The following is a 13,760-nucleotide window of genomic DNA, read 5'->3' as shown; positions in this document are numbered from 1 at the left end:
CTCCCAAACACAATAAATATTGTATTTGGGAGCATAAATTTATGAAGAAATTTTATATTGATTTTAACTAAAAATTAAAACACTTCGCTTTCTTTTAGTTTTTCAGTGTTAGATACAAGTTGAAGTTCATCAATGAATTTTTGAATTTTTCCAGCCATAACACCATCCATATCAAAAATATCCATACCAATTCTGTGATCAGTAATACGTCCTTGAGGGTAATTATAAGTTCTAATTTTTGCTGAACGGTCACCACTACTCACCTGAGAATTACGCTTTTTAGCATCTTCTTCTTGCTTAATTGCTAGCTCCTTCTCATACAAACGTGAACGTAGTACCGTTAATGCTTTATCTTTATTTTTATGTTGCGATTTCTCATCCTGACATTGCGCCACCAAACCTGTAGGAATGTGTGTCATACGAACAGCTGATTTTGTAGTATTTACCGATTGACCTCCAGGACCTGACGAACAGAAGAAATCAATTCGAACATCATTCATGTCAATTTGCACATCAAATTCTTCAGCCTCAGGCAAAACCATAACTGTTGCTGCAGATGTATGTACACGTCCTTGAGTTTCTGTTTGAGGTACACGTTGTACACGGTGCACTCCTGCTTCAAATTTCAAAGTCCCGTAAACATCTTCTCCAGTTACTTCAAAAATAACCTCTTTAAATCCGCCTGAAGTACCTTCATTTAAATCTACAACAGAAGTTCTCCAGCCTCTACTTTCACAATATTTTGTGTACATTCTAAATAAATCTCCAGCAAAAATAGATGCTTCATCACCACCAGTACCAGCACGGATTTCAACCATAACATTCTTAGCGTCTTCTGGATCTTTAGGGATAAGCATAAACTTAATTTCGTCTTCTAACTGAGGCAAACGATTCTGAGCTTCATCTAATTGCATTTTTGCCATCTCAACCATTTCGGCATCACTACCATCAGCAATAATCTCTTTAGCTTCTTTAATATTCCCATCAAGATTGATGTACTCTTCACGTTTTTCAACAAGAGCTTTTAAATCTTTATATTCTTTATTTAACTGCACATAACGCTTTTGATCGGCGATAATATCTGGCTGAATAATCAAGTCTGAAATTTCGTCGAAACGCTGTTTTACGTATTGAAGTCTGTCTAACATTTTATTGTCTTCTATTTTGGAGTGCAAAATTACAAAAAAGATTTCAGATTTTAATTTTGATTTTTCAGAAGCTATTTCCAGCTTTCGCCTTTATCTTTTTGTGGCAACTTCGAGAACACTTCGACAAGCTCAGTGTGGCACCTCAGCTACCACAAAAAGGATATCATCTCAATCTGGGCTATTTTTTTTAAATTTGATAAAAACCTAAAACCAATAAACATGAAAAAAGTAATTTTTTATTCAGTAACAATAATAATTTCATTATTATTTACTTCGTGTTTAAAAAAAGATGACAAAAAAGATTTGGCCGAAACAAAAAAATACGAAAAACTAGAAAATGCTAAATGGATAATAGGCTCTTGGGGCAACACAACTAAAGAAGGTGTTTTAAGTGAAACTTGGAGTCAGCTTAACGATAGTACTTTATCTGGAAAAACAGCTTTCATTACAGGAAAAGACACTTTGTTTACAGAAACAATCGAAATAATTCAAATTAACGATAGCTTGTTATACAACACTAAAGTCTCAAATCAAAATGAAGGTAGAACTGTTTCTTTCAAAGCATCTACCCTAACCGAAAATCAAATCGTTTTTGAAAATTCTAAACATGACTTTCCACAAAAAATAACCTACAATAAAATTTCGTCAGACAGTTTAGTCGCTAAAATTTCGGGTAAAAAAGATGGAAAAGAAGCTTCAGAAGAATACCCAATGAGGAAAAACAAACATTAAAAAGACAAAATGCCTTAAAAAATTAAATCATAAAACACTACAAAACAATCACTTAATTTATTTTTAAAAAATTTATTTAAATTTAATCTAAATAAGTTTTAGAAATCGAGAAATACATTTTATTTTTGCACTCGAAATCAAACCTTATTTTAATTAATTCTAAATAAATGAAAAAATATCTGTCTCTTCAAGCTGTATTTTTACTCCTTACTACAATTTCTTTTGCCCAAACAAGCGATCTATCAAAAGCAGAACATGATTTAGAAGATTATTCTGAATTACATGATAGCGTAAAAAACAAAAAAAGAAAAGTCCTTGACCAAATTACTATAACGGCAAACAAGCAAAGAAAGCCAGTAAGTGCGGTAAGATCTGGCTTGAAAAACATGGACAATCCCCAAAGTGTTCAAATTATTGGAAACGAAATCATTGAGCAACAACAAGCTATTCGATTGAGTGAAGTTATTAAAAACACCAATGGTGTTTATGTAGGTTCAGCTCGTGGAGGAGCACAAGAATCTTTTTGGTCAAGAGGTTATGATATGGGAGCCAATAATATGTTTAAAAATGGTTTTCGCTACAATTCTGGATCAATCCCAGAAGTATCATCTTTAGAAAAAGTTGAATTCTTAAAAGGAGGTTCTGCACTACTATATGGAAATGTTACTCCTGGAGGAATTTTAAATTTAGTTACTAAAACTCCAAAATTTACTAAAGGTGGCGAAATCAACATGCAACTAGGAAGTTATGATTACTACAAACCATCTGTTGATTTTTATGGCCCTTTAAATAATTCAATTGCATACCGTTTTACTGGATCATATGAAAAATCGAACAGTTTTAGAGATTATGTAAAAAATGATCGTATCTATATCAATCCATCCCTTTTATTTAAAATTTCTGAAAAAACAGATATTACTTTACAAGGGGATTACTTAAGTGCCGACTGGACTCCAGACTTTGGAACAGGAATTATCGGAAAAGAAATTTTAGACTTACCTCGTAACACTTATTTTGGAGCGCTTTGGTCAACTGGTAATACAAAATCTGCTAGTGCATCGTTATTATTCAACCATGATTTTAATAAAAACTGGAAATTAAGCTTTAACTCTTCTTTCCAATCATACAGAAGAACTCAAAAATCGACTGCACAAATGTCTAGCTTAGACACCTATCCTGTTAGAGGTGACTGGAAACGTGGATTAGTTCAAAATGATGCAGCTGAAAGAATATTTGGAGATCAATTAAGTTTGCAAGGAACTTTCTATACTGGCAGTATTAAACACCAAATATTCACAGGAGTTGACTTTGAAAATTCTACTGCACCAAGTTACACTTTTGGATTCTTTGCAACTCCAAATGGGACAACTGCAATAACAACTGAATCAACTGCCATAAATCTTTTCAACTATGATTATAGCACACAAAGTCTAAATGCTCCATTCCCAAGCAGAGCTACTCAACTGGCAACAACAGATACAAAACGTTTTGGTGCCTATGCGCAAGATTTAATTTCAATCACTGATTATGTTAAAGTTTTAGCAGGCATACGTTGGTCTTGGCAAGAAAGTCAAGTTACAACTACAAAAGAAGTAATAGAAAAAATAAGTGGTGTTGATGTACTAACAACAAGACTTGAAGATGCAACCCCTGTAGAAGCAAACAAGATATTAAATAGAGCTTTCTCTCCAAAAGGAGGAATAGTAATCCAACCTAATAAGGACTTTTCATTATTTGCTAGTTATTCAAACTCATTCACTCCCAACTCAGGAACAAACGTTAATTTAGAACCACTTAAACCTTCAATAATTGATCAATATGAAGCAGGTATCAAAAAAGATTTTTGGAGAGGAACTCTAAGTGCAAACATAACTGCTTACATGATTGAAAACAATAATTTGGCACAAACCGCTCAATTTTTAGCTGACGGTATTACTCAAAATGCTAACTCTAATATAAAAGAATTAGTAGGAGCTACTAAAGGAAAAGGATTTGAAATTGATGTTACTGCAAAACCTATTGAAGGCTTAAACATTATGGCTGGTTATAGTTTTAATGAAACAAAAGTTTCAAAATCATCAGGAACAAACGGAAGTCTTATCGTTGGAGATATTTTGGCAAGAACACCAAAACATACTGCCAATTTAAGTTTCTTTTACAAAGTACCTAATGGAATATTTAAAGGTTTAAGTTTGGGGGCTATTGGAAATTATATTGGAGATCGTACAGGAGGGTGGAATGACGACTATCAATGGACAGCTGTAAAGCCAACCCCTGCAAATCCAAATCCAAATCCTGCTTATATTGTAAGTATTAGAGATCGTGATATTCCTTTAGAAGGATACTTCACAGCAGATGCCTCAATAGGTTATGAATGGGATCAATTTTCATTACTTTTCAAATTATCTAACGTAACAAATGAGTTAAACTATACAGTTCACGAAAACTATAGTGTTAATCCTATTGCTCCAAGACAAGTAATGACATCTATAAAATACAAATTTTAATTTGAGTTAATTTCCAAAAGAAGATGAATAGTTGTTCTTTCATTTTCTTATATTTTTTTGTTTAGTTAATATTACACCTCTCAAAAGTCTGCTAACGCAGGCTTTTTTGTATTTAATAAGTAACTATTTTAAAGAAATTTTTATAATATTTTATTTAAAATTAGTCTAAATAAATTTTGCAATTACCCTCTTGATGACTATTTTTGTTTTACTATTTTAATTTATTCTAAATAAAAATGAGAAAACAAAACTTAGCCTTTTTTTTAATTGCGTTATGGGGCTTTAATCTTCAAGCGCAAGAAACAAACAAAATTCAACAAGACTCAATAAAGAAACTTAATGAAGTTTCAATAAACGGTACAAAAAACAAATTCAAAAGAGAAAAAAGCAATACCGTGTCAAAAATGCCACTTGCTGACATTGAAAACCCACAAGTATATAATGTTGTCTCTTCAGAATTATTGAAAGAACAAGTTGTAACAAACTTTAATGATGCTCTTAAAAATGCAACAGGTATAAGTCGTTTATGGGAATCTACTGGACGTGGAACTGATGGAGCGGAATTTTATTCGATGCGTGGATTTGCTGTACAGCCAACAATGATAAATGGCTTACCAGGCATTAATAATGGGAAAATTGATCCAGTAAACGTTGATAACATTGAGGTAATCAAAGGCCCTTCTGGAACATTATTTGGGAGTAGTTTAATTTCGTATGGTGGATTAATCAATATCGTTACAAAAAAACCATATCAATCATTTGGCGGAGAGATTGGCTATGTTGCTGGGACTTATGGTTTAAATCGTGTTACCGCAGATGTTAATACTCCATTATCAAAAGAAAATGATGCATTTTTAAGAATCACAACAGCATACCAAAAAGAAGGTAGTTTTCAAGATTCTGGCTTCAATAAATCATTTTTTATTGCTCCTTCATTAAGCTATACAGTTAACGATAGATTATCTTTCCTAATCAATACAGAATTTACACAAAGCGAAGCTGCAAACGCTCCAATGATTTTCTTGAGTCGTTATGCTCCTTTATCATTCAATTCGATGGACTTATTTAAAAAAAACTATAAAAATTCATTTAACTCAAACGAATTAACAATTAGCAATCCAACTTTTAATCTTCAGGCTCAAATGTTTTACAAATTATCCGAAAACTGGACTTCACAAACAGTTCTTTCAAGAAGTAATAGTAAAACAAATGGATACTATTCTTACTTATGGGATTCTGCAAATGGAGATGAGTTTACAAGATTCATATCTAAAGCAAACGGAGAAACATATGCAACTGACATTCAACAAAATTTCATTGGTGATTTTAAAATCGGGAGTTTAAGAAACAGAATTATTGCAGGCTTAGATTATTACAAATCTACCATTACAAGTGCAAGCCCAGGATGGGTTACCAATGGCACTGTTTCATTAGTTAACGGTACAGATGATGGAGATTTAACACAAGCAGGTGTTGATAATTTATTAGTTGGATCATATACAGGTATTTCTAAGGCAGAAAATGAAGTGTATAGTGCTTATGTTTCTGATGTTTTAAACATTTTGCCTGAATTGTCTGCTATGGCAAGTTTACGTATTGACCATTTCAAAGGAGCAACAAACACATATTCTGAAGAAAACAAAGGTCAAACAGCGCTATCTCCTAAATTTGGAATTCTATACCAACCTATAAAAGATAAAGTATCAATTTTTGGAAATTACATGAATGGTTTTATCAATATAGCCCCTCAAGAAAAAATAGATGGAACTAATTTTCTGGGCATGCAAACTTTTGATCCTGAGCAAGCAAACCAATATGAATTTGGTGTAAAAGTAAACTTATTTAGTGATAAAATATCTGCTACTGCAAGTTATTACAACATCAATGTAAAAAACAAAGTAATGACTTACAACACGTTCACATTTGTACAAGGTGGTGAAGTTGAAAGTAAAGGTTTTGAATTTAGCTTAATTGCTAATCCAATAGAAGGAGTAAACATTGTAGCGGGATTCAGTAATAATAAGAGTGAAGTGACAAAAGATATTCCAGACAATGGTTATTTAGGATTACGCCCTGAAGAGGCAGGACCAGAAACATTAGTTAACTTATGGATTAATTATACTCTTCGAAATGGCAAACTAAAAGGTCTTGGTATTGGTCTGGGTGGAAACTATGCTAGTGAATACAGAACATTAAACAGATCAAATATTGGAACCTTTGAATTACCTGATTATAGCATTTTAAATTCCACAATTTCATATAACACAAATAAATTTGGCTTATCTCTTAAACTAAATAATATGTTCAATGAAAAATATTATTCAGGTTGGTCAACAGTTACTCCTCAAAAGCTAAGAAATATTGCAGCAGGATTAACGTATAAATTTTAAGCAGAGTTCATTTGTTTATACTTTTTTTGTTTGAATAACTCCTCATTCATTTGAGGGGTTTTTTACCTTATTACATGAAAAAAAAATCAATAAAGAAAAAAATAGGCAAGCTCCATTTGTGGTTTGGATTAACCATTGGTGTATTTGTATTTATCATTTCTCTAACTGGAGCACTTTATGCTTTTCAAGCAGAAATTACTAATTATTTACGTGAAGATGTTATTTATCATGAAGAGAAAAATATTCAAACTAAATCTGTTTTACCGCTAAAAGTTTTAGAGAAAAAAGTAAACGAATATACTAAAGAAAAATACCCTGTTCATTGGGTAAATGTTCCTATTGATAAAAATTTAAGTTATATTTTTTACTACTATGAACACAATCCCAAAGCATGGAATTACTTTGACGAATATGTAATTTACAAATCGGTTTATGTGAATCCTTTCACAGGAAAAGTTCTTGGTGAATATGATGAAACTCTTGACTTTTTCAATATAGTCAAATCAATACATTATAGTTTTTTACTAAAAACCGAATGGGGAGCCTATATTTGTGGAATTCCAACATTGATTTTTGTTTTCATGCTTATCTCCGGAATTATTCTTTGGTGGCCAAAAAACAAAGCGGCAAGAAAACAGAGATTTTGGTTCAATTGGGAAAATGTTAAAAATTGGAAACGCAAAAACTACGACTTGCATAATATTTTAGGGTTTTATGCTTCTTTTTTGGCTCTAATAGTTGCCATTACGGGTTTATTTTATTCTTTCTTTTTTATCCAAGCTGGAATTTATTTCATCTTTTCTGGAGGAAGTACAGTATTTCCTGATTTTTCAAATATAACTACTAAAGCACCTATTGAATTAAAAACTGAGACTACATTAGACAAAATTGGAAAAAAAGTAGAAGAACTCTACCCAACTGCTTATGGATATTCACTTGATTTTGGTCATAAACACATTGATGATCACGAACATCCAAATTATTCAGTTTTTATAAAACAATTATCCTATTCATACCATGTAAACCATAGTTTAATTTTTGATGAAAATTCTGGTGAACTATTACTCGTTCATGATCACAAGGAGAAAAATATGGGTGAAAAAGCTATAGCTGCAAATTATGATACTCATATAGGGGCTATTTGGGGGTTACCTGGAAAAATCTTAGCCTTTGTGTTGAGTCTAATTTGTGCTTCATTACCAATAACAGGCTTCTTAGTATGGTGGGGACGAAGAAATAAAAAGAAATAAATATGTGTTGCAATTATTCAATAATAAACGAATCAAACCAAGGAATGTTGGTCTTTTTAAAAGGATGTAAAAAGTATCAGCTTACTTATAAGAATTTGTGTTTTAGTTTAAATCACAATGAGCTAATTACATTACATAAATTTCTTATTAGAATTGATAGTAATTATTGGGAAAAAGAATATTCAAATTCTATTTATTCCAAAAAAATTCCAATTCCTACATTGCAAAGCAATTTCTTAATCATGATTGATGAATTTGAATTATTTGAATTACAACATCTCACAAAACCGAAAACTAAAAAATATTTCATTTGTTTTAAAAAGCCTATTTTTCCAATCAATTGGAATTAGGCAACAAAAAATCCCTTCTTACGTAAGAAAGGATTTTTATTTCATACATAAACTCTCTTTAAAATATAAAGAACCGTAACTTAAATTATGGACATTGTTGTGTTCCACTTACCCAAAGAGTGCATACTAATACACCATTTGCGTTGTAATCATATTCACAGCATCTTCTGATTGCTGCTCCCACAATTTTTTTTTGCTCTGTCTTGCTTAATTCTTGAGCTCCTGACAGATTTGAAAGATTCTTAATCATAGTTTCTTGGTTTTTTAATTGTAAATATTTTCTTATATAAAATTAATTAAACCACTAAGAACCCATTACGGTTTTTCCGCAAAAAAAGTTAAAAACTCATCACCGAAATTTTATCTTCTTCCTCTAAAATAATCTTCAAAATAAGAACAATCACTGGTCAGTTTTATATAATCAGCACTATAATCATTCTTCAAATCTGAATAATATTTGTTTTTGCTTAAAATGTAAGCTCCATAATCCGCTATTTTACTATCATAAGTGTAAGGATATAAATATTCAAGTCTGTTTCGTTCACAACGTGCAATCATACGCATACATAAAGCCTTAAACTTTTCTGTTTTAGCATTAATTTTTGCGAGTGTATAATATTTTTTGGCTAGATTACATTGAAAATATTCAGACTCATCTTCAAGTATAGAATGATTACCATCACTACTCCACAAATATCTTCTCATCATCCATGCGTTACCATGTTGAGTCATATTATAATAACAGTTTGCAACTAGAAAATAATAATAATCCCTGTCTTTTTCTTTTTTATCATTAGCCAAGTCTATATACTTTATTAACTGACTTGTAATCGAAGTCTTTGTGAGATGTATAGTATCTTTAATAGGAATGAATGATGGTGTATATTTTAATTCATAAAAAGGATTTTTATCAAACACATTACTGCCATCCCAATTATAATTGTTACGCTCCCAAGCAGAATAACGTTCATTCCAAAAAGAAATATTCACTTTTTTAAAATTTAACAACGCTTTCGAAAGTTTATTTTGACGAATGTATTTTGTACCTACTAAATCATACAATTCTGGAAGCTGCTTTTTAAGAAAACTATATTTCCATTGTGAAAACTCATCTTTTTTTGTAGCATTAAAACGAACATCCTTAATAAGTTGTTCAACTTGTTGTGGTGTATACATTACATTTATATAATCGAAACAATCAGAATAAAAATCTGAATAAGTGTCCCCTTTGTTTTTAATAGTTTTCCAATAGGCAACTTCATAATAATCATGCCCTTCAGTCACCTCATTATCATGCATTTTTGAGTACAAGAGTGCTGCATCAGTAGTATTTCCTTTATATTCTAATTCCCTACCAATTGCAAAAATGAATTTGTTAAAACCTTTGTTTTTCAATATAATTAACTGTATTTCAGGAGAAATAAAAGCTTCTCCATTTTTCTGATTGGCAACAGTAGCCAAAGCTTTTAACATTTCAAGTTGGTTAAACAATAAATCCGATTTTTTTATTGAATTTTCCAATTCTCCTATCAATGCAAGACTTTCAGAATAGTCTTTGGTAACAAACAAAAGATATGCTTTACAGGTTTTCCAAAATTGAGAGTCATTTATTTTATTCAAATCAACTTTATTTACAAACTGTAACACTTTAAGAGCATAAGTTCTATCCTTTTCCACTCTTCTAAGGATATTTTGTATAGAAATCTCATCACTATTCCAACTATTAGTTTCTATAGAAGGGCTAAACAAAGAATAATATGGAGTGAAAACCCAGTCTTCTATTTTGTTTATTTCTCGTAACAACAAGAAATTTAATCCATCAAAATTTGAATCATACTGATAAACTTTTTCTAAGTATTCAATGGTTTTATCATGTTTCTTAATCCCAGCTAAAAGATAAATATTTGCCTTTTCTTTATTTGTTTTAGCATATTTTAAAACAGATTCCAATGGAACTTTTGAATCAAAACCTTGCGCAATCATAAACCTTTTATCAGGGGCATTTACAAATACTTGAGCAGCATAAAAATTAGCCAAAGCCTTATCGGTTTCAGCTAATGAACGAAAATACAAACTCCAATAGTCAATTATATTTTGCTGCTTATCATTTTTAAAAACAGAATCATAAATATTTCTTACTGTTTTAAGATCCTGATTATAAAATGCCAATCGAATTGCTAAAAAGGCATAACGAAATCTTAACTCATCCCTTTTAGACTGTTTAGATAATTTAATAGCTTCACTTAAAAGTTTTCCTCTTTTGGGCAAAACCATTCCTTCATTACGTTCCCAAGGATCATCCATCCAAGAGTTAAAAAACTCACATTCTTTTGCGAACTTTAAATAATTTAGGGCTTCATAATCCTTTATTTTATATAAATATTGAAGTAATTTATTCTTATTACTAGGGTTAATATCATATGAACTTAATTCATTTAAAACCAATCGTATATCAGAAATTGGAACTTGATTTTGACAATAATTCAACCATAATTTTTCATTAGGAAGAACTTCATTATCCTTATAAACAGCTCTAGGTTCAAAAGTATTCGCAGAATAATTAAACTCAGCATAAGAATAATATCTTGACTCAGCAAGTCGGAAAAATGAAAAACGTAATTCCTCTCCAAAGGGATAAAATCCACAAGCAAAAAGAGATTTACTTACTAAAATCAGTATAAAAACTAGAAAGTTCTTCATTAGAATAATTGGTTAATTGTTGTACATCAAAATGAAATAACGTTACTGTAACTTCTTTCCTTAAATTGGCATTATTCTTAATGACATTAATGGCCTTTTTAATTTTATCAGCATCCATTTCTTCATACTTTATTTTATCACCAATTCTTAGATAGGTTTCTTCAACAACAGTGTCTCTCAAAACTTCAAACCAAAGAGGTTTTATAGGTTTTAGAATTTTCCTGACAGTTTTGTTATTTGTATAAATAACATTTGAAAATTGATTGTTTTGATACACTTGCATCCAAGAATAAACAGGTAATGCAACATCTAAATGCAATGGATATTTATTATTTGTATTGAGATAACTTTTAAGTTCATCAATATCTAAAATTGAATTTTTATCATGATTCTCCAAAGGATTTATTAAGTTATAACACATTAAAGTAGCCTTATCAACTGGAGGGATACCCATTTTTTCAGGGTATTTATAGGGGTATAGACGTAATGTACAACTAATCTCTTTCTTTGAAATATTTTTTAATTTTTTCAGAAAATAAAAATAATTGTCTCTAGATTTTTGAGTCCAATCACAATCCATCTGAAATTCTTTTACTGATTGTTGTCTTTGAAATTTTTCTTTACAGTACTTATCAATTAAAAAATTCACATTATCAGCAAGTGTATCAAGACTTCCTTTACTGGCTTTTATAAAAACTGAATTTCGGAGATATACCGTTGGCACGATTTGCATGCTATCATGTCTGTAAAAATTGATATCTGTTTTTGCAACAGGATAATTCCCCATGGCATCACTATGTTCTACTTCAAAAAACTTAACATAAAATTTATTAACCTTTACATTATTAATTATAGAATCTTCTTTATCTGACAAACTCCATTCGTTACTTTTCCAATAATAAAAGGCTCTCTCAACCTTTTCTACTTTATTAGAACATGACAAAAAAAGGAATAAAATGATTATTGAAAAAAGTAACTTCTTCATAAAGTATATGGTTTTTGTTATAACTTAAAATCCTATAAAATTATATAAAGCCAACCATTTTATTACAAAAAAACCTGCTTAAAATTAAGCAGGTTTTCTAATTATTTTAAATCGATAGTATTTAATTTTTAGCAGGTATATTTTCCAATATCTCTAAAAGAAATTTCCAGAATTTTTGAGATGATTTAATCGATGCTCTTTCATCTGGGCTATGTGCTCCATGGATTGTTGGACCAAAAGAAATCATATCCATTCCTGGATAATTTGTTCCTAAAATACCACACTCTAAACCAGCGTGACAAGCAACAACTTTTGGCTTTTCATTATTTTGTTTTTCGTAAATATTAACCAAAACATCTAAAATCTCTGATTTTACATTTGGTGTCCAACCTGGATATGAACCAGCAAAAGTAACTTCGCATCCAAATAATTCATACGCTGAACGCAATGCATTTGCCAAATCAAACTTAGACGATTCTACAGAAGAACGAGTTAGGTTTTGAATAGAAATTTCCCCGTCCTTCACCACTACTCTAGCAATGTTATTTGAAGTTTCTACTAAATCCTCCATATCAGCACTCATTCTATATACACCATTGTGAGCAGCATAAATAGAACGTAAAAGCCCTTCCTGAACGCCAAGATCCATAACCTTTTGAGGTAAATCAGCTTTTTCTATAAGGATTTCTAATTTTGGCTCAGTGGTTTTAAACTCAGCTTTAATATCATTGATTACTTCCTGCATATCAAAAACAAAAGCTTCATCATACATTCCTGCAATAATTACTTTTGCAACACTCTCACGAGGAATAGCATTACGTAAACTACCGCCAGATATTTCTGAAATTTGCAAACCAAAATTTTCAAAACCATCAAACAATAAACGATTCATAATTTTATTAGCATTACCTAATCCTTTATGAATGTCCATTCCTGAATGTCCTCCGTTTAATCCTTTTACAGTAATTGTGTATCCTACAGATCCTTCTGGAGTTTCTTCTTCATTATACTCGCGAGTAGCTGTTACATCTACACCACCTGCACATCCAATATCAATTTCATCATCTTCTTCTGTATCTAAATTTAAAAGAATCTCGCCTTTTAAAATTCCGCCTTTTAGGTTTAAAGCACCAGTCATTCCTGTTTCTTCATCAATTGTAAACAATGCATCGATTGCTGGATGTGGAATATCTTTACTTTCTAAAATAGCCATGATTGCAGCAACTCCTAAACCGTTATCCGCACCTAATGTAGTTCCTTTGGCACGAACCCAATCACCATCAACATACATATCGATTCCTTGCTTATCAAAATCGAAAACTGTATCGTTATTTTTTTGGTGAACCATATCTAAATGCCCTTGCATTACAATGGTTTTACGATTTTCCATACCTGGAGTAGCTGGCTTACGAATAATTACATTTCTTATTTCGTCTTCGAATGTTTCTAAGCCTAAACTCTCTCCAAATTTTTTCATGAACTCGATTACACGCTCTTCTTTTTTTGAAGGGCGAGGCACTTCATTTAAATCGGCAAATTTGTTCCACAGTGCTTTTGGTTCCAAATTTCTTATTTCTTGACTCATTTTAAGTAGTTTGATTATTGAAAGTGTCAAAGTTACAAAGTTTAAATTCTTTTTTGACTAATTCATATTGCATATATTTACGCATAATTTAATTTTTTGTGAGCCGAAAATAC

General features: G+C 31.0%; 10 protein-coding genes. 5 read left to right on the top strand and 5 right to left on the bottom strand.

The annotated features are described in order from the left end of the window. Positions 1–74: 74 nt before the first annotated feature. Entirely contained in the window at positions 75–1,148 is a 1,074-nt protein-coding gene (gene prfA, locus LJY17_RS00215) for a peptide chain release factor 1 (RefSeq protein ID WP_264544801.1), read from the bottom strand. Positions 1,149–1,367: 219 nt separating this feature from the next. On the opposite strand from prfA, the gene LJY17_RS00210 reads away from it, so the two are divergent. From LJY17_RS00210 to LJY17_RS15855, 5 genes are all read left to right on the top strand, one after another. Continuing rightward, entirely contained in the window at positions 1,368–1,880 is a 513-nt protein-coding gene (locus LJY17_RS00210) for a DUF6265 family protein (protein WP_264544800.1), read from the top strand. A gap of 167 nt (positions 1,881–2,047) precedes the next feature. Then, positions 2,048–4,387: a TonB-dependent siderophore receptor gene (locus LJY17_RS00205; RefSeq protein WP_264544799.1), complete on the top strand. Its 2,340-nt coding sequence runs from the start codon at positions 2,048–2,050 to the stop codon at positions 4,385–4,387. A 236-nt stretch (positions 4,388–4,623) separates the two neighbouring features. After that, positions 4,624–6,777 (top strand): TonB-dependent siderophore receptor, encoded by a 2,154-nt coding sequence (locus LJY17_RS00200; RefSeq protein WP_264544798.1) that lies wholly within the window; start codon positions 4,624–4,626, stop codon positions 6,775–6,777. A gap of 74 nt (positions 6,778–6,851) precedes the next feature. Continuing rightward, a complete protein-coding gene (locus LJY17_RS00195; RefSeq protein ID WP_264544797.1) occupies positions 6,852–8,027 on the top strand; it encodes a PepSY-associated TM helix domain-containing protein in 1,176 nt (391 codons plus the stop codon). 2 nt (positions 8,028–8,029) lie between these two features. Next, positions 8,030–8,377 carry a DUF6686 family protein gene (locus LJY17_RS15855; protein WP_413614514.1) on the top strand — a complete coding sequence of 116 codons (348 nt, stop codon included), beginning with the start codon at positions 8,030–8,032 and terminating at the stop codon, positions 8,375–8,377. Positions 8,378–8,462: 85 nt separating this feature from the next. Here the strand turns inward: LJY17_RS15855 and LJY17_RS00190 are convergent, their stop codons facing one another. From LJY17_RS00190 to LJY17_RS00175, 4 genes are all read right to left on the bottom strand, one after another. Further along, on the bottom strand, positions 8,463–8,627 hold the full coding sequence (locus tag LJY17_RS00190) for a hypothetical protein (RefSeq protein WP_264544796.1): 165 nt from the start codon (positions 8,625–8,627) through the stop codon (positions 8,463–8,465). Positions 8,628–8,737: 110 nt separating this feature from the next. Continuing rightward, the gene (locus LJY17_RS00185; protein WP_264544795.1) at positions 8,738–11,077 is read right to left on the bottom strand and encodes a hypothetical protein; all 2,340 of its coding nucleotides are present in this window, start codon (positions 11,075–11,077) and stop codon (positions 8,738–8,740) included. Next, positions 11,037–12,062: a hypothetical protein gene (locus LJY17_RS00180; protein ID WP_264544794.1), complete on the bottom strand. Its 1,026-nt coding sequence runs from the start codon at positions 12,060–12,062 to the stop codon at positions 11,037–11,039. The genes LJY17_RS00185 and LJY17_RS00180 overlap by 41 nt, the downstream gene beginning before the upstream one ends. Before the next feature lie 121 nt (positions 12,063–12,183). Beyond that, complete coding sequence (locus LJY17_RS00175) at positions 12,184–13,647, bottom strand: aminoacyl-histidine dipeptidase (RefSeq protein ID WP_264544793.1); 1,464 nt, start codon at positions 13,645–13,647, stop codon at positions 12,184–12,186. Between the last annotated feature and the right edge of the window lie 113 nt (positions 13,648–13,760).

Source organism: Flavobacterium hankyongi, from assembly GCF_036840915.1.
In the GTDB taxonomy this organism is placed as follows: domain Bacteria; phylum Bacteroidota; class Bacteroidia; order Flavobacteriales; family Flavobacteriaceae; genus Flavobacterium; species Flavobacterium hankyongi.
Note: the sequence above shows the minus strand (reverse complement) of the source record. Positions and strands in the feature narration are given on the sequence as shown.